Annotated in this window: 15 protein-coding genes; 13 read left to right on the top strand and 2 right to left on the bottom strand. The window is 70.0% G+C overall.

Features of this window, described 5'->3' with window-relative positions:
* The first annotated feature begins 256 nt into the window (after positions 1-256).
* The 10 genes from IPQ09_11470 to IPQ09_11425 all read left to right on the top strand — a co-directional run bounded on the left by IPQ09_11470 (position 257) and on the right by IPQ09_11425 (position 13,263).
* Complete coding sequence (locus IPQ09_11470) at positions 257-733, top strand: NAD(P)H-dependent oxidoreductase subunit E (GenBank protein MBL0194823.1); 477 nt, start codon at positions 257-259, stop codon at positions 731-733.
* A 21-nt stretch (positions 734-754) separates the two neighbouring features.
* Positions 755-2,152: an NADH-quinone oxidoreductase subunit NuoF gene (gene nuoF / locus IPQ09_11465; protein ID MBL0194822.1), complete on the top strand. Its 1,398-nt coding sequence runs from the start codon at positions 755-757 to the stop codon at positions 2,150-2,152.
* A gap of 19 nt (positions 2,153-2,171) precedes the next feature.
* On the top strand, positions 2,172-2,771 hold the full coding sequence (locus IPQ09_11460; protein ID MBL0194821.1) for an NADH-quinone oxidoreductase subunit J: 600 nt from the start codon (positions 2,172-2,174) through the stop codon (positions 2,769-2,771).
* A complete protein-coding gene (gene nuoK / locus IPQ09_11455) occupies positions 2,771-3,073 on the top strand; it encodes an NADH-quinone oxidoreductase subunit NuoK (GenBank protein ID MBL0194820.1) in 303 nt (100 codons plus the stop codon). Before IPQ09_11460 ends, nuoK begins: the two co-directional genes overlap by 1 nt.
* A 75-nt stretch (positions 3,074-3,148) precedes the next feature.
* On the top strand, positions 3,149-5,764 hold the full coding sequence (gene nuoL, locus IPQ09_11450) for an NADH-quinone oxidoreductase subunit L (protein ID MBL0194819.1): 2,616 nt from the start codon (positions 3,149-3,151) through the stop codon (positions 5,762-5,764).
* 83 nt (positions 5,765-5,847) lie between these two features.
* Positions 5,848-7,713, top strand: coding sequence for an NADH-quinone oxidoreductase subunit M (locus IPQ09_11445; protein ID MBL0194818.1), 1,866 nt, complete (start codon positions 5,848-5,850; stop codon positions 7,711-7,713).
* Between the two features lie 3 nt (positions 7,714-7,716).
* Entirely contained in the window at positions 7,717-9,192 is a 1,476-nt protein-coding gene (locus tag IPQ09_11440; protein MBL0194817.1) for an NADH-quinone oxidoreductase subunit N, read from the top strand.
* On the top strand, positions 9,189-10,142 hold the full coding sequence (locus tag IPQ09_11435) for a hypothetical protein (GenBank protein ID MBL0194816.1): 954 nt from the start codon (positions 9,189-9,191) through the stop codon (positions 10,140-10,142). Before IPQ09_11440 ends, IPQ09_11435 begins: the two co-directional genes overlap by 4 nt.
* A gap of 584 nt (positions 10,143-10,726) precedes the next feature.
* Positions 10,727-12,283: an AMP-binding protein gene (locus IPQ09_11430; protein ID MBL0194815.1), complete on the top strand. Its 1,557-nt coding sequence runs from the start codon at positions 10,727-10,729 to the stop codon at positions 12,281-12,283.
* A gap of 53 nt (positions 12,284-12,336) precedes the next feature.
* Positions 12,337-13,263 carry a hypothetical protein gene (locus IPQ09_11425; protein MBL0194814.1) on the top strand — a complete coding sequence of 309 codons (927 nt, stop codon included), beginning with the start codon at positions 12,337-12,339 and terminating at the stop codon, positions 13,261-13,263.
* A gap of 28 nt (positions 13,264-13,291) precedes the next feature.
* Here IPQ09_11425 and IPQ09_11420 read toward each other — a convergent pair whose 3' ends face one another.
* Complete coding sequence (locus tag IPQ09_11420) at positions 13,292-13,828, bottom strand: TlpA family protein disulfide reductase (GenBank protein MBL0194813.1); 537 nt, start codon at positions 13,826-13,828, stop codon at positions 13,292-13,294.
* 43 nt (positions 13,829-13,871) lie between these two features.
* Positions 13,872-14,543 (bottom strand): hypothetical protein, encoded by a 672-nt coding sequence (locus IPQ09_11415; GenBank protein ID MBL0194812.1) that lies wholly within the window; start codon positions 14,541-14,543, stop codon positions 13,872-13,874.
* A 173-nt stretch (positions 14,544-14,716) separates the two neighbouring features.
* On the opposite strand from IPQ09_11415, the gene IPQ09_11410 reads away from it, so the two are divergent.
* From IPQ09_11410 to IPQ09_11400, 3 genes are all read left to right on the top strand, one after another.
* Positions 14,717-15,412, top strand: a complete 696-nt coding sequence (locus tag IPQ09_11410) for a sigma-70 family RNA polymerase sigma factor (GenBank protein MBL0194811.1) — start codon at positions 14,717-14,719, stop codon at positions 15,410-15,412.
* A 561-nt stretch (positions 15,413-15,973) separates the two neighbouring features.
* Positions 15,974-17,053 (top strand): tRNA 2-thiouridine(34) synthase MnmA, encoded by a 1,080-nt coding sequence (gene mnmA, locus IPQ09_11405; GenBank protein MBL0194810.1) that lies wholly within the window; start codon positions 15,974-15,976, stop codon positions 17,051-17,053.
* Positions 17,050-17,826: a hypothetical protein gene (locus tag IPQ09_11400; protein MBL0194809.1), complete on the top strand. Its 777-nt coding sequence runs from the start codon at positions 17,050-17,052 to the stop codon at positions 17,824-17,826. Before mnmA ends, IPQ09_11400 begins: the two co-directional genes overlap by 4 nt.
* Positions 17,827-17,892 lie beyond the last annotated feature (66 nt).

The raw sequence follows: 17,892 nt of genomic DNA, 5'->3' as shown, positions 1-17,892 counted from the left end.
TGCTTGACATCGCGGGGCCGCCGACACTAGCGTCCGCCCGCATTTTGCAGGGAATTCGCGGGGCGGCTCTTCACCCAGGCGAACCGCCGAGCCCCACCCCGAAAGGTGGGGCCTTTCTCCTTGGTTCTGCGTCTTCGCCGACCGCCGCGCGGTCCCCGCCGCCCCCCGGTCCGCCGCTCTCTTCCGCTCCGCCCTTCCCCCGCCAGGCCGCGCCGCTTCGCCTTCACGCTTCCCCGAACCTACGAGCCCACGAGCGATGCCCTTTCAGCTGACCCCCGAACGCGAACAGAAGCTCACGGAGCTCCTCGGCCGCTACCCAAACAAGATGGCCGCGTGCATTCCGCTGCTGCACCTCTGTCAGGAGCAAGAGGGCTGGGTCTCGCCGGAGGTCATGGAGTTCGTCGCATCCCGCCTCGAGCTCTCGGGGGCCCACGTGCAGGGCGTCGTCACGTTTTACACGCTGTTCAACCAGAAGCCCGTGGGGAAGCACCAGGTGTGGGTGTGCCGCACCCTGCCCTGCGCGCTCCGGGGCGCCGGCGAGCTGCTCCACCACTGCGAGAAGCGGCTCGGCATCCACGCCGGCGAGACCACGTCCGACGGGGCCATCACGCTCCGCACGGCCGAGTGCCTCGCGAGCTGCGGCACCGCCCCCATGATTCAGGTCGACAAGGACTACTTCGAGAACCTCACCCCCGAGAAGGTCGACGCCATCCTCGACGGCCTCCGGCGCTGAGCGAACGAGAAGAACAAGAACATGCTCAAGCCCACGAATTTACTTACGAAAGTCTACGACATCAGGGACGGCCACACCCTCCCGGTGTACGAGCGCGAGGCCCGCGGCTACGAGGCGGCCCGCAAGGTGCTCACCTCGATGTCGCGCGACGAGGTCGTCGCCGAGGCGAAGAAGGCCAACATCCGCGGCCGCGGCGGCGCCGGCTTCCCCATGGGCATCAAGTGGAGCTTCATGCGGCCCCACCCCACGAAGCCCGCGTACCTGGTGCTGAACGCCGACGAAGGCGAGCCCGGCACCCACAAAGACCGCACGCTGATGGAGCTGAACCCTCACTCGGTCATCGAGGGGTGCATCATCGGGTGCTTCGGCATCGGCGCCCACGTGGCCTACATCTACGTGAGGGACGAGCTCCACCTGTCGAAGGCCCGCCTCGACGCCGCCATCCTCGAGGCCCGCGCGAAGGGCTACCTCGGGGCGCGCCCCTTCGGGAAGGACTACCCGGTCGAGGTGCACGTCCACACGGGCGCGGGCGCGTACATCTGCGGCGAGGAGACCTCGCTCCTCAACTCGCTCGAGGGTCGCCGCGGCGAGCCCCGCTTGAAGCCGCCGTTCCCGGCGCAGGTCGGCGCGTTCGGCTGCCCCACCACGGTCAACAACCTCGAGACCATCGGCGTCGTCCCGAGCATGATCCTGATGGGCGGCGAAGAGTTCTCGAAGCTCTCGGCGCTCCACGCCATCGGCGACGGCGGCGTGCGCCTCTACGGGCTGAACGGCCACGTGAAGAAGCCCGGCGTCGTCGAGCTGGCGGTAGGCCCCACGCTCCGCGAGCTCATCTACGACGTCGGCGGCGGCGTCCTCGGCGACAAGCCGCTCTGGGCGATCATCCCCGGCGGCTCCTCCACCCCCATCCTCCGCGCCGACGAGCTCGTCAGTGCGCCGGACGAGAAATCCCCGCTCCACCCGTACGACGGCAAGAGCATCCTCGACGTCCCCCTGGGCGTGGACACGGCGCGCGGCCTCGGCACCATGCTGGGCACCTGCTGCATCACCGTGATGGCGGAGGGCACGAGCCCCGTCGCGGCGATGCACAACCTCATGCAGTTCTACCGCCACGAGTCATGCGGGCAGTGCACGCCGTGCCGCGAGGGCTCCGGCTGGCTGCTGCGCATCTGCGAGAAGCTCATGGACGGCTCCGCCACCCTGGAGGAGCTCGACACCCTCCACTCGGTCGCCAACAACATCATGGGCAACACGATCTGCGCCTTCGGCGAGGGCACCGCGATGCCCGCCCTCGGCTTCTTGAAGAAGTTCCGTAAGGACTTCGAGGCCTACGTGGGCGACCCCTCGAAGGGCAAGCGCGCTTCGCTCGTGATCGAGGGCCACGGCTTCGCCTCCTCTGGCGGACAGACCACCGTATGACCACCGCGAAGGATCTCCCGTGAACCTCGGACAAGCCTACTTCTGGATCTGTGCCGCGCTCGCGGTCATTGGAGCGATCTCCACGGTCGCCTCGAAGAACCCCATCCGGGGCGCGATGGGCCTGCTGATGATGGTCCTGAGCGTCGCGGGGCTCTTCCTCGCGCTCCACGCCCAGTTCCTCGCGGCGATCCAGCTCATCGTGTACGCGGGCGCCATCGTCGTCCTGTTCCTCTTCGTCATCATGCTCATCGGCCCTTCGGCCAACACGCCGTCCGACCGGCGCGGCCTCCCGAGCCGCGCGATCGGCGCGCTGGCCTTCGGCCTCGGCGGGGTGGGCGCGATGACCCTGCTCGTCCGCGCCGGCCTCCAGGCGGCGGCCGCGAACCCCGGGGCCGGCACCGTGCCGCCCGTCCCGCCCACCGACTTCGGCGGGATCGACGCCGTGGGCCGCGTCCTCTTCACGCAAGGCCTCGTCCCGTTCGAGCTCTCGAGCGCCCTCCTCATGGTCGCGATCGTGGGCGCCATCGCGGTCGCGCGCGGCAAGCAGGCGAGCCCCTCCACGTCCTCGAAGCCGGCGATCGCCGCGGCGACCGCGTCCGGCAAGGAGACCGACTCGTGATCACGACCGACAGCTACGTGTTCCTCTCGGCGATCCTCTTCACCATCGGGGGGATCGGCTTTCTGCTCCGGCGAAACGTCATCGTCACGCTGATGAGCATCGAGATCATGCTGAACGCGGTGAACCTCGCGTTCGTCGCGTTCAACCGGGCCGCTCCGAAGGGACACACCGGCCAGATGTTCGCGTTCTTCCTCATCGCCGCGGAGGCCGCCGAGGTCGCGGTGGGGCTCGCGATCGTCATCGCCATGTTCCGCCTGCGCCGCTCGGTCCGCACCGACGAGGCCGATCTCCTCAAGAACTGAGCGCGCCGCGCCAGCTCGCCCCCTGAATTTCCTCCGGAATCTCTTCCGAACCTTACTCGAAGGACTCCTCGTCCGATGCTCAAGCTCCTGACAACGCTCTTCCCCGCCGGCGATTTTACGCTGTTGGCGGTCATCCTCGGGATGCCGCTCCTCGGGGCCATCGTGAACGGCCTCTGGGGCAAACGGCTCGGCAAGCCGGCCGTCAAGACCATGACCCTCTCGGTCATGGGCATCGCCTTCCTGGCGTCGGCCCTGACGTTCCTCCTGCTCGACCGGGAGGCGTCGCACCACTCGGGAGAGCACGTGAAGCTCTCCTGGCTGGCGTGGGACTGGATGCGCACCACCGGCGGCCGCGGCGCTGCCGTCCCCATCGAGCTGAAGTTCAGCGTCGACGCGCTCTCGGGCGTGATGATGCTCGTCATCACGGGCGTCGGCTTCCTCATCCACCTCTACGCGACCGCGTACATGGAGAAGGACCCCGGCTATTACCGCTTCTTCGCGTACCTGAACCTCTTCGTCTTCTCGATGCTGGTGCTGGTCCTCGCGGACAACCTCCCCGTCCTCTTCGTCGGGTGGGAAGGCGTCGGCCTCTGCAGCTACCTGCTCATCGGCTTCTGGTTCAAGGAGGAGGCCAACGCCACGGCCGGAAAGAAGGCGTTCATCGCCAACCGCGTCGGCGACTTCGGCCTGCTCTGCGCGATGTTCCTGCTGGTCCACTACACCGGCGCGCTCGACTGGAACGGCATCGAGAACGGCGCCGGCTCCCTCGTCAGCCAGGCCGATCCGATGCAGGTCCACCTCTGGCCCATCGGCGGCGGGCAGTTCCAGGGCGCGCTGGCCTTCCTCCAGCCGAAGACCCCGCTCGTCATCACCGGCGCGACCGCCGTGGGCCTCATGCTCTTCCTCGGGTGCACGGGCAAGAGCGCTCAGATCCCGCTCTACGTGTGGTTGCCCGACGCGATGGCCGGCCCAACCCCGGTCTCGGCGCTCATCCACGCGGCCACGATGGTGACCGCGGGCGTCTACCTGGTGTGCCGGCTCTCGTTCGTGTTCGTGCTCTCGCCGTTCACGATGACCGTCATCGCCTTCACCGGCGCCTTCACGGCGCTCTTCGCGGCGACGATCGCGCTCGTGCAGAACGACCTGAAGAAGGTGCTCGCCTACAGCACCGTGAGCCAGCTCGGGTACATGTTCCTCGGCGTCGGCGTCGGGGCCTTCAGCGCGGGCTTCTTCCACGTGTTCACCCACGCGTTCTTCAAGGCCTGCCTCTTCCTCGGGGCCGGCAGCGTCATCCACGCGATGCACGCGCGCATCCACGACGACGTGAAGTCGCAGGACATGCGGCACATGGGCGGCCTGCGCAAGTACATGCCGCACACCTTCTGGACCTTCGGCGCCGCCACCCTGGCGATCGTCGGGTTCCCGCTCACGAGCGGGTTCTTCTCGAAGGACGAGATCCTGTTCAAGGCCTTCGTGAACCACCCCGTCAACGGCGCCGCGGCGCACATGAACCCGAAGGCGGCCGCCGCGCTTTGGCAGCAGCCCACCTGGGTAGGCCCCGTGCTGTGGGCCATGGGGCTCGCCGCCGCGGTCCTCACCGCTTTCTACATGTCACGCGCCTTCATCCTGACCTTCTTCGGCGATTTCAAGGGTTGGGTCGTCGGCAAGCCTTCGACGCCCTCGCACCACGACGCGCACCACGACGCCGCGCATGGTCATGGTGACGACGACGACGACGACGCTCACCACCCCCACGAAGACCTGAAGAAGCCTGGCCTCGCCCCGCACGAGTCGCCCTGGCAGATGACCGTGCCGCTGATGATCCTCGGCACGCTCTCGCTCGCCGCCGGCTTCCTGAACCCCGCGTTGTTCGCGGGCCTCTTCAAGGACCACAAGCCCCCGATGGACCACTGGCTCGAGCCGGTGTTCGACGAGGCGAACAAGGCCATCCAGGTCCTGCCCAGCGTCGAGGCGGCTCACCACAAAGAGTACCCGCTCACCGCGGCGGCCTTCGCGGCGTTCGCGATCGGGACCTTCGTCGCCTACCAGTTCTACATCCTCAAGAAGGGCACGCCCCCGAAGGAGATGGCCGCCCAGGCGCCCGGGCTCTACAAGCTGCTCCTCGACAAGTGGCGCGTGGACGAGCTCTACGACGCCACCGTGTGGAACGGCGTCGACGCCCTCGCCGACACGGCGATCTCGGCCGACCAGGGCTTCTTCGACGCGATCCTCGCGCGCCTCACGGCGCTCCTCGTGGCCGCGCTCGGGACGATCCTCCGCGTCGTGCAGAACGGCGTGATCCACATTTACGCGGGGGCCATGGCCTTCGGCCTGGTGTTCATCGGCTGGTTCGTCGTGGTCCCCCGCGCCGACCTCGTGGTCCGCGAGAACGCGAGCGGCGACTACCTCCTCGAGGCCGCCCCCGGAATGGGCTACGCCTACCGGTGGACCCCCGAGGCCGGCAAGGAGTCGAAGGAGAAGGAAGAGCCGAAGTTCTCCCCCGCGAGCACGCAGCTCAAGCTCCACCTCGACGCGGACAAGTCCCAGACCGTTCGGCTCGAGGTGAAGAACGCGTTCGGGCTCGCGGCCGCGCGTGAAGTCACCCTCTCGCGGCCTCCCGCAGAGAAGCCCGCGCAGCTCGACAAGCTGGGCGCGATCGATCCCCCCTCCACGAAGCTTGGTGCGAACTGATGGCCGCCGTCGACACGCGGAGCGCCGAGAGCGGCGCCAACCCGTCCTCCTCGTCCCCGTACTCCGTCCTCGTCGTGGGAGCGATGCTGCTCGTCATCGCGAGCGCCTCGTACGTGGTCGTCCCCGAGACGCTCGCCAAGGTCCTCGGGGCCCTCGGCTCCCTCCTGCCGGTCCTCATCCCGGCGGTGGTCGTCGGCGCGGCCCCCCGCGGCCACTCGCGAGGCGTACGCCTCACGATGGGCCTCATCGCAGGGCTGCTCGCGCTGTTCGTGCAGCGCATGTGGCCGGGCGCAGCCGACGCGGCCGACCCCGCGACCCCGCCGGCGGAGTCTCACACCCTCCTCAGCTGGCTCATCGCCGTGCCCATGCTCGGTGCGGCGGCCATCCTGTTCCTCCCGCGCCAGGCCCCGCGCACGCTGAAGGCCGTCACCCTCGGCGTGATGCTCTTTTCGCTCTTCCTCAGCCTGCCGCTCTTGCAGGTGTCGATGGGCCGTGAGTTCCACTTCGACCAGGACGTCGTCTGGGTGGAGCGCTTCGGCATCCACTACCACGTGGCCCTCGACGGCGTGTCGCTGTGGCTCGTGATGCTCACCGTCTTCATCATGCCGATCGCCGCGTACGTGTCGTTCGGCTCGATTGACAAGCGCATGAAGGACTGGTGTTTCGCGCTCCTCGTCCTCCAGGCGGCGATGATCGGCGCGCTCGTCGCGATGGACCTCTTCCTCTTCTACGTCTTCTGGGAGCTGATGCTCGTCCCGATGTACGTGATGATCGGGGTCTGGGGCGGCGCGAACCGCATCAAGGCCGCGATCAAGTTCTTCCTCTTCACGATGGCCGGCTCCGTGCTGATGCTCGTCGCGATCCTCTACATCGCCTACACCTACTCGCAGGCGTCGGGCGGCCACATGAGCTTCGATTACTTCGAGCTCCAGCGCCTCATCCTCCCGCACCACATCCAGCGGTGGGTGTGGGCCGCGTTCGCGCTGAGCTTCTTCATCAAGGTGCCGATGTTCCCGGTGCACACGTGGCTCCCGGACGCGCACACCGAGGCCCCCACGGGCGGCTCGATCATCCTGGCCGCGGTCATGCTAAAGATGGGTACCTACGGGTACTTGCGTTTCTGCATGGGGCTCTTCCCGGAGGCCTGCGGCTGGAGCGCCGCGGCCCTCGGCGGCGTGTCCGTTCTCGGCGGGATCCTCTACGGCGCGCTCTGCGCCTGGAAGCAGGACGACGTGAAGCGCCTCGTCGCCTACTCGTCCGTCGCCCACCTCGGGTACGTGATGCTCGGCCTGTTCGCGGCGACGCCCGCGTCGATGGAGGGCTCGGTCCTCCAGATGATCAACCACGGCATCTCGACCGGCGCGCTCTTCCTCCTCGTCGGCGTCATCTACGACCGTCGCCACACGCGCATGCTCGACCAGTTCGGCGGCCTCGCGAAGGTGATGCCCGTCTACTCGGCGCTCTTCGTCGTCGTCGCCCTCTCCAGCGTCGGCCTTCCGGGCACGAACGGCTTCGTCGGCGAGTTCATGATCATCACGGGCACGTTCGTCTCGACTCGTCTCGGGCACGTCAACGGCATCCAGGCCGTGGGCGCTGCGCTGGGCGTCATCCTGGCGGCGCTCTACATGCTCGGAGCGGTCCAGAAGATGTTCTTCGGGAAGCTCACGCACCCGGAGAACAAGAAGCTCACCGACATCAACAGCCGCGAGCTCATCGCGGTGACGCCCCTCATCGGGATGATCTTCATCGTCGGGTTCTTCCCCCGCCTGCTCCTCGACCCGATGTCGGGCGCCATCGCGCGCATCCACGACGACTTCTCGCTGCGCACGGAGAACAACCCGGCGCCCAAGTTCTACACCGGCCCCATCAAGCTCCTGCCCCGGCGCCCCGAGGCGCCCAAGCCCGCAGAGCCCGCCCCCGAGACAGCCCCCGCGGCCGAAGGTCACTGACCGATGCTCCTCGCTTTCGCACTCTCTCCCCTGCTCGTCGTCGCGCTCGGCGCGCTGCTGCTCATGCTCGCCGAGGTCTTCTCGAAGGTGCGCACGGGGCTCGCGCTGGGGACGGCCGTCGTCTTCTTCTCGGGCACCGTGCTGTCGGCGGCCGTGTGGCTCTACGGCCTCGACGCCATCCCGAACCTCGACGCGCTCGCCCCGTGGCTCATCGTCGATCGCTTCTCCCTCTTCTTCGACGCGCTCCTCTGCCTCGGCGGAGGGCTCGCCGCGCTCCTCGCCGGCGGGTACCTCCCGGAGCACAAGATGGAGCGGGGTGAGTTCTACTCGCTGCTGCTCTTCGCGACCTTCGGCGCGATGATGCTGGCAGCCTCGGGGGACTTCCTCACGCTGTTCCTCGGCCTCGAGACCATGTCGATCGGCGCGTACGCGATGACCGCGTTCCGCCGCACGTCGGCCCGCTCGGCGGAGGGCGCGCTCAAGTACTTCCTCCTCGGGTCGTTCGCCGCCGCGCTCCTCCTCTACGGCTTCGCGCTCCTCTACGGCGCGACGGGTCACACCGACCTCGCGGGCGTCGGCGCAGGGGTGAAGGCCGGCAACCACGCGCCGATGGTGCTCATCGCCCTGGTGCTCGTGCTCGCCGCGCTCGCCTTCAAGGTGAGCGCCGTGCCGTTCCACATGTGGACGCCCGACGCCTACGAGGGCGCGCCCACGCCGGGCACCACCTACATGGCGGTCGCGGTGAAGGGCGGCGCGTTCGCCATGCTCCTCCGCGTGATGCTCACCTGCTTTGGCGACGCGAGCTCCATGTCCTGGTCGAGCGGCTGGCCGCCGGCGGTGGCCTGGATGGCCGTGGCGACCATGACGGTCGCGAACCTCATCGCGGGCCGGCAGGAGTCGGTGAAGCGCATGCTCGCGTACTCGAGCGTGGCTCACGCCGGCTACCTCCTCGTCGGCGTCGTCGCGACCATGAAGAGCCCCGGCCAAGGCGCCGCGAGCGTCATGTTCTACCTCCTCACCTACACCGTCTCCACGGCCGGAGCGTTCGGCACGCTCATCCTCTGCGGTCGGCACGGGGCCGAGGCCGTGAGCTACGAGGACCTCGCGGGGGTCGGGCGCCGACACCCAGCGGCGGCGCTCGCGTTCTCCCTCTTCCTGCTCTCGCTCGCTGGCTTCCCTCCCACGGCCGGCTTCTTCGGGAAGTGGTTCGTGTTCAGGGCCGCGATGGAGGGTGGGTTCACCTGGCTCACCATCATCGCCTTCCTGAACAGCGTCATCGGCGCATACTACTACCTGCGGGTCATGGTGTTCCTCTACATGCGCGAGCCGGCGGCCGGCGCCCCGATCGCGACGCCGATGCGCTCGGGCTACGTCAACGCCGCGCTGCTCGTCAGCGCGCTGCTGGTCGTGCTCCTCGGCGTCTCCCCGACCCTCTCGCTCGACGTGGCGGTCAAGGCCGCGGCGGTCTTCGGTGGGTGAAGACTGTGGGTGAGTCGTCGTGTGAGGTGCGCCGCGCTGGTCAGGCGGTGGTGACGCTCGCGCTCGCCGCCAGCGTCGCCGCCTGCAAGGACCCGCCCGCGCCTGCCCAGCCCGACGCAACGCCCGCGGCGTCGGTCGCTCCGGTCGAGGCGGCCGCGCTGCCGCCACAGAACAACAACCCCTACACGCCCGAGCAAATTCGCAAGGTCACCAACCCCACGGGGCTCGCACCGTACGCCGGCCCCACGGGCAGCGTTGAGGGCACGATCACCGTCCGCGGCGGGGAGCCTCCGCGGGTCGAGGCCGACTTCTCGCGCTGTCCCGACGGCGCGGGCGCCTACGGCACGCAGTACCGCGTCGGCGCGCCGGGCGCCGAGGCCGGCACCCACGAGCTCGCCGACGCGATCGTCGCGATCACGGGCTACGAGGGGTTCATCGCCCCCAAGACCGACTACGTCTCGATCTCGTTCGAGGGCTGCGCCTACGACCGCCGCACGGTGCTGCTCACCTACGGGCAGCGCGTAGAGGTGCTGAACCGGTCGAAGAAGCAGCTCATCACGCCCGACATCGACGGCGTCCCGGTCATCTCCCTGCGGATCGCGGCGCCGCAGTCGATCGCGCCCGTCAAGCTTTACCCGCCGGGGGTCGGCCGCTTTCGCCTCATCGACCGGGGTGTGCTGAAGTACGTCAGCGAAGACGTCTACGTGCTGCTCCAGCCGCTCCATTCGGCGAGCGATCTCAAGGGTCACTACCGCATCGACGGCATCCCCGTGGGGAAGGCGACGGTCAACGTCGCGCACCCCGCGTTCTCGGGAGACAGCGCGAAGGAGGTGCAGATCGCCCCGAACGTCGTCCTCCGTGTCGACCTCACGCTCGCCGGGCCCGGCGCCGACGCCGGCGCAAAGCCCAGCCCGCCCACCAAGAAGGTCGCGCCCGCCCCCGTGCGCTGAGGCGCGTGCGCACAGAAAAGGTCGGGCCCTCCTTCGCCGGCGAGCCCGACCGAGCCGAGGCAGGCGCTACTTCTTGCAGCCGCAGCCGCTCTCGCCGCAAAGACCACCGCAGAATCGGCAGTCGGTCGGTCGGAGACGAATACGAACCCGCACGGGGACACGAACGCGCTTCTTCATAGGACACCTCTCTTGGCTGGTGAAGGTCAACCCAAGCCTATCCACACCTCCTGGCTTGTCGAGGTCCGCGCACGAGATGGAACCGACGGAGAGGTGAGACCACCCTCCATCAGGAGAAGGGCATCTTCCCCGTGAGCGTGGCGTCCGAGAGGTGCCGTCGTGGCTGGACCGTGAGGTACTCTGCGGTCGTTCCATGGCATCGATCCTGTGTTCCATCTGAAGGATGGCGCCGTCCACGTCCTTCAGCTGCGCACGCGCCACGCTCCGTTCCGTAGAAATCGGGCTGGTGCAAGAAGTCGGGCACGGGCACGGGCATGTTTACGGGCTCAGGGACAGGCCCTCCTAGCCCTCGTGTCGCCAGCGCGTTTTCACTCGTCGCGCGCCGCGCGGTTTGCCATACGAGAGGCATGCACTCTCCCCTCGTCGAGCGATGGCTCGCGCTCGCCAGCTCCCCGCGCCCGGCTGTCATCGACGCCGCCGGGGCGGTCCACACGTACGCCGCGCTCGGGCACGGCGCGCGACTGATCGCGAGCGCGCTGCGTGAGGACCCGGGCGGCGCGCGCAGGTCCCTCGAGGGCGAGCGCGTCGGGCTGCTCGTCTCGCCCGGCGCGCCCTTCGTCGAGGCGCTGGTCGGGGTGCTGTTGGCGGGCGGCACCGGCGTGGTGCTGACGCCGCTCTATCCCACGCGCGAGCGCCGCTACTTCTGCGAGGACGCGCACGTGGGCACGCTCATCGCGTCGCCCGATCTCGCGCCGCTCGCGGCCGAGCTGGCCGAGGGCCGGCGCCTCCTGCTCACGCGCGAGGTCGCGAGCGACGCGCCGAGTGGCTCCGTCGCCCTCGACCCCGCGCCTTCGTCTCCCGACTCCCCTGCCCTCCAGCTCTACACGAGCGGCACCACGGGGCGTCCCAAGGGCGCCGTCCTCACGCACGAGAACCTGGCCACCCAGCAGACCCTCGTCGGCCGCGCGTGGGGCTTCTCGCCGGACGATCTCCTGCTGCACACGCTGCCGCTGCACCACATGCACGGGCTCGCGATCGCGCTCCTCACCTCCCTCGGGAGCGGAGCTTGCACGCGCTTTCTCCCGTTCGACGCGCCTCGCGTGTGGGACGCGATGGCCGACGCCACGGTCTTCATGGGCGTGCCGAGCATGTACCAGCGGCTCCAGGTCGCGTTCGACGCGGCCGACACGGAGACGCGCGCGCGCTGGTCCTCAGCCGCGAGGCACCTGCGGCTCGCGACGAGCGGGAGCGCGGCCCTGCCGACGTCGCTCGGTGAGTTCTTCCGCGCGCGGTCGGGGTCGTACCCGCTCGAGCGCTTCGGAATGACCGAGATCGGCGTCGGGCTCACGAACCCGCTCGAGGGCGAGCGGCGTCCCGGCTGCGTCGGGCTCCCGCTCCCCACCGTCGAGACACGCGTCGTCGACGAGGCCGGCGCCGACACCGAGGTGGGCGAGCTGCTCGTTCGCGGCCCGAGCGTCTTCCGCGGCTACTTCGAGCGCCCGGCCGAGACCTCCGCCGCGTTCGTGCCCGCGGCGGACGGCGGGCCCCCGTGGTTCCGCACGGGCGACACGGTCACGCGCATCGTCGACGCCGGCGGCGCCCCGCTCGCCTTCAAGATCCTCGGGCGCACGAGCGTCGACATCCTGAAGAGCGGCGGCTACAAGCTGAGCGCCCTCGAGATCGAGGAGACGCTGCGCGAGCACCCGCGCGTCCTCGACGTGGCGGTCGTCGGCTTGCCGGACGAGGCCTGGGGCGAGCGCGTGGTCGCGTGCGTCCTCCTGCGCGAGGGGCCGGGCGCCCCACCGGCCCCTCACGAGTTGCGTGCATTTTGCAGAGAACGCCTCGCCCCCTACAAGGTGCCCAAGGACGTCCATGTGATGGCGGCGCTCCCGCGAAATCCCCTCGGGAAGGTCGTGAAGCCGGACCTCGTCCGTGAGCTGTCGGTCGGCGAAAAAAGCGACTAGGCGCACAAGGCGGGCGGGCACGCCGTCGCGTGGGGTGCTAGGAAAGCGGAATCGTGCGCTTTTCTTCCTCCTTGTTCTTCGCCACCCTCCTCCCCGCCGCCCTCGCCGCCCTCGCCGCCTGCAGCTCCACGCCGCGCGGCACGTTCGACGACCCCGTCGACGCGGGCGAGGCGGGCAGCTCGCTCCCCACCGACGGCGGCCCCAAGCCCCCGTCGTTCACCGACGCGTCGCTCGACGCCCCGAAGCCCGTGGGACCGAGCGAGGTGTTCGGCCACTCCGGCAAGGTGCTCTACCGCCTGGATCCCGACAACAAGTCGGTGCAGGTGATCGGCCCGTTCTCGGGCTGCAACGAGGCGACCGAGCAGATCATCGACATCGCGCTCGACGAGGCCTCGAACATGTACGGCACCACGTACACCGGGCTCTTTCGCATCGACAAGGCCACGGCCCGCTGCACGCGGATCACCGGCGCCACCGGGAAGGACTTCCCGAACTCGCTCTCGTTCGTCCCGAAGGGCACGCTCGACCCCGCCGCCGAGGCGCTCGTTGGCTACGTCGGGGACGAGTACGTCCGCATCGATCCTGCGACCGGCAAGATCACCACCATCGGCCAGCTCGGGAACGCCCAGCTCCGCTCGAGCGGCGACATCGTCTCGGTGATCGGCGGCCCGACCTACCTCACCGTGAAGAGCACGGGCGCGAGCGGTCAGTGCGCGGCATCCGACTGCCTCGTGGAGATCGACCCGAAGACCGGCGCCATCACCAAGAACTGGGGCGCCCTGAACGCCCGCACGGACGTCTTCGGCGTGGCGTTCTGGGCGGGGTCCGTCTACGGCTTCACCAAGGCGGGCACGCTCTTCCAGGTGGAGATCAAGGGCGGCGCCCTCACGCTCAACGAGATCATGATCCCGTCGCGCCCCGCCGATCTCTCGTTCTTCGGCGCGGGCTCCACCACCGCGGCGCCGACCCAGCCCAAGTAGCCCACGTCAAGTCGCGGCGCCCTCCGGCTCAGCGTCCTGTCGGCGCGGGCGCGCGCTTCGCGAGCTCCACCGAAGCGCGGAGCGCGTCGCTCTTCGTGAGCCCGACGTGGCGCTTCACCAGGCGACCCGCGGCGTCGAGCACGAGCACCGTGGGGATCTGGTGCACGTCGCCGAGGGGGCCCCGCCCAACGCGCGAGTCCGCGTCGCCGAGCGCCACCGGGAACGTGACCTTCAGCGTGCGGGCGTACGCCTCGACGAGCTCACGCTCGTGCCGCTCGTGGAGCGCCACGAGCGCGTACGTGACCGCGTCGCCGTCGCGCGCGGCCATGTGGACGAGGAACCCCACTTGGGCCTGGCTCGCGATGTCCCACGTGGTCACGAACACGAGCACGGCTGGCTTCCCGCGGAGCGCGTCACGCGCGACGGGGCGCGCGTCGAGCGAGTCGAAGACGAACGGCGCGACCGGCTCGGTCCCGCGCTCTTCCACTTCGACCGGCGCGCGAGGCTCGGGCTCGGCGCGCACGCACGCGCCCACGAGCGCGGGGACGAGCGCAGGGCCGGCCAACCGAGCGGGCGTCGAGTCCTCCTGGGGCGCGCACCGCCACGGCTCAGTCGCTCTTCTGGCCGACGAAGTGATCGCGCTTGTCGGCGAACAAGACGTTGAAGGTCGTGAGGGTGCCGTAGCACTGCGTGACGTACTGCTGGAGCTGAACCTTCTCGTCGTCGGCCAAGCCCGAGTGGGCGTTCAGCTTCTGCTCGAGCACGCGCAGCTTGTCGCGGATCGACACGATCTTTCGGAAGAAGGCCTCCAGTGGCACGCGCTTCTCGGCCGTGTCCTTGTTGCCAGGCAGGAGCACGAGCTCACCGCCCTGCCAGCGACCTCCGAGCTCCACGGGCGAGACCGCGAGCTCTTCCTGAATCACCTCACGCAGGACCTTGCGAAATTCTTCGACGTCCATGTCAAGCAGCTCCTCGGGCAAGGCGGGCGACAGCGCCGGCGACGGCGCCGGCGACGAGACAGCGCGCGAAACAGCGCGCGGTGACGAGCGGTCGCGGTCGGACGAGCCTCGTCGCGTGGGCTCGGGGCGCCGAGCTTTGGCGACGAACGTGCCGCGCTTCACGTACTGGTTGCAGGTGGAGGTCTCGTAGAGAGGCGCGGGCCAGGCCTCGAGCAGACACTCGCCGTGCCGCCGCACTTCCCCGAAGCCGTCGATTTCCTCGACGACGCGCACGAACCGCGCGCAGCTGCCGCACCGGCCGTCGAGCTCAGGCCGCTCCACGGCTGCCCCTTGAGGATCGCGCCGAGCGGCGACGAGAGAGAGACCCCGCGCTGTAGTCCACGGCCCTTGCGTAGCACCTTTGGGCCGCGGGGTTAACAGGCCCCGTCACTCCGAAAACTTCAGCTCGACGCTGGCCGACCCGCGCGATGCTCGCGTATCGTCCCGAGGTAGCCGTGCCCACCGAGCCCCGCCCCGCCGACTCGCCCGAGGTCCTCGCGCGCCTCACCGCCACGCTCGAGCTCGTCGAGATCGTCGCGCGCTCGCTGAAGCGCGCGGCCGGGCGCGCCGACCTCGACGAGCTCCGGTCGGCGGGCCGCGAGGGGCTGCTCGCCGCCGCGCGCGCGTACGATCCGGCTCACGGGGTGCCGTTTCGCTCCTTCGCGAGCTACCGCATCCGCGGCGCCATGCTCGACCACATGCGCCGCATCTCCACCCTCTCTCGGCCCGCGTACGCGCGCCTCCGCGCCTTCGAGCGCGCGCAGACACAGGCAGAGGCGCAGGCCGAGGAGGGCCCCGCCGGCCCCGCGACGCCCGAGCGCGCCGACGCCCTCCTCGCGCAGCGCCTCGAGGCGTCCGCGTTCGCGATGGCGCTCGGGTTCCTGACCGCGAGCGGCGGCGACGCGCTCGACGACGTCGAGGACACCGATCCGGAACAAGGCGCCGAGCGCGCCGTCCTGCTCCGGCAGATCGAGGCGCTCGTGGCGACCCGCCCGGAGGTCGAGCGTGAGGCTCTGCGCCTGCACTACTTCGAGGATCTCTCGCTCGACGAGGTCGGTGCGCGGCTCGGCCTCCACAAGTCCTGGGTCTGCCGCGTGCTCGCCCGCACGATCGAGGCGCTGGCGAAGCAGGTCCGCGAGGGCCCCTCCTAGTCCCCTGGAGTCGTGGTTCGTATCAGAAGTCCGGTCTTCGGTGTCATTCCGAGGAGCGAGGGGGGGCCCCGTTTTCGGCGACGGCGGGCCCGTCCTCGACTCGGACGTCGTTCCGCGCGGTGGAGGCGGCGCTTTGCGCTCAGGGGACAGTGGTTTCGGGTGTGACCGCGCGAGAACGCCGACCTCGAACATGAGTATCCTCCCACCGCCGCCGAAAACGGGACACCCCCTCGCTCCCTTGTGGCGAAAGGCCGAGCCGCGCGACTTCTGGAAGGGATCACGCTTCCAGGAGACTAGTAGTAGCAGCCCGTTGATAAACTCCCGTCGCCCCCGCGCCGCCGCATCGGCACGGGCTGCGTTGCGATCCTCCGGTGCCTGCTCACCTGCAAAAGCAGGCTCCGCGGGCTCCTCGGATCGCGCCTTGCCCGATGCCGCGCGGACGACGCGCGGGCTCGGTCCGTTGATCAACGGGCTGCTAGAGCGACCGCGGCGCGGCTCTGCGGGGCGCCGCGTGCTAGGAGGTGCCGGACCATGAGCCGGCGCGAGCGAGTGCTTGTAGCGATGAGCGGCGGGGTCGACTCCGGCGTCGCGGCGGCGCGCCTGGTCGACGAGGGCTACGACGTGGTCGGCGTCACGCTCCACCTGTGGGACTACCCCGACGATCCCTCCGCGCGCGGCGGACACGGGCGTTGCTGCGCGCCGGAGGACCAGTACGACGCTCGGCGCACCGCCGACGCGCTCGGCTTCCCTCACTACACGTTTGACCGGCGCGAGCTCTTCTCGGCGCGGGTCGTCGGGCCGTTCGTGAAGGCCTACCTGGAGGGGCAGACCCCGAGCCCGTGCACCGCGTGCAACCGCACCGTGAAGCTCGGCGAGCTCATGAGCATCGCGCGCACGCTCGGCGCGTCGCGCGTCGCGACCGGGCACTACGCGCGGCTCGGCGCGTCCGCGAGCGGCGCGCCGCGCATCCGTGAGGCGCGCGATAAGCAAAAAGATCAGAGTTATTTTTTGTACGCCACGCCGCCCGCACTGGTCGGGCAGCTGCTCTTTCCGCTCGGCGAGAGCCTGAAGCCCGACGTCCGCGCCGAGGCTGTGGCGCGCGATCTGCCCGGGGCCGAAAAGGGGGAGAGCCAAGAGCTCTGCTTCGTGGGCCAGGGCGCGGGTGCCTACGGCGATTTCGTGGAGCGCCGGGCGGCGCCTGGGCGGGTGCGCCCGGGCCCGATCGTGGACGAGCTCGGCCGCGTCGTCGGCTCGCACGCGGGGATCCACCGCTTCACGATCGGCCAGCGGCGGGGCCTCGGGGTGGCGCTCGGGCACCCCGCGTTCGTGACGCGCATCGAGCCCGACACCGGCCAGGTCGTGGTCGGCGGCGAAGCGGGGCTCCTCACGAGCGAGGTCGCGCTGCAGGACCTCCACCTCGCCGAGGGGGCCTCGCTGCCCCTCGCCTGCCGCGCGCGCGTGCGCTACCGGCACGAGGGCGCCGAGGCGTGGGTTGAGCCTTCCCGAGGGGGCGCCCGTGTGGTCTTCTCCTTCCCCGTGAGGGCGGCGGTGCGCGGGCAGGTGGCGGTGCTCTACGAGGGCGACGCCGTCGTCGGGGGCGGCGTGATCGTCGACGTCGCCGCGGCGCGGGCCACGGCATGACCGGCCCCTCGTCCCGCCTTGTGGGCGCTCGCCGCCGCTGGAGCGCGGCGGCGCTCGGCGCGCTCGCGGTGGCGCTCGCGACGCCGACGCAGGGCTGCACGAGCCCCGAAGGCGAGGGCACGGCGCGCGGCGGGCTCGACTCTCCGCCGTGCTGGCAGGGCCCGTTCGATCTCGCCCCCGACTTCTTCGGCACGGCCCCCTACCGGGACAGCGCGATGTTTCGGATCCAGCGGAGCAGCGACAACCAGACGTTCAGCGACGGCATTTCGCTCGTCGTCGAGGACCTCACGCGGGTCCAGAAGGCGCTCGGCGCGAAGCTCCTCGTGACGCTCCCACCGGAGGTGACCGCCCCCGGCGTCCCCGTCAAGCCGGAGGCCGATCCGGGCATCGTGCATCTCTCGCTGTACCTCCAGAAGAGCTGCAAGACACAGACCACCACGCTCCACGCGGTGCGCGAGGTGAGCTTCGCCCCGGACACCGCCGCCGGCGGCTGCGACGCGGCCGACGAGGGGCAGGACCCCGCGTGCGCCAATCCGGTGCCCGGCGCCCGGGGCGACGGGAAGAGCCGCATCGTCTTCCACTCGATCTTCCGCGGCGACACCACCACCCTCGACGCCGAGGCCCGGCGGACCCGTGGTTGCTTCGACGTGTACCTGGCCAATCCGCGCGAGATCGACCCGGTGACGCTGGCGCCTCCGCGCTGCCGTGGGCACCTCCGCGGCACGTTCGACTTTCTGTACCGGCGCTCGCGTCCGTCGCAGCAGTTCCCTTAGTCGCCCCGCCCCCGATGACGCCAGGAGCGAGGACCAGCAGCGCGCGCACGGCCACGAGCGCTTGCG

Source organism: Myxococcales bacterium, from assembly GCA_016720545.1.
Classification (GTDB): Bacteria; Myxococcota_A; Polyangia; order Polyangiales; family Polyangiaceae; genus JAAFHV01.
This window is presented reverse-complemented; position numbering and strand designations above follow the sequence as displayed.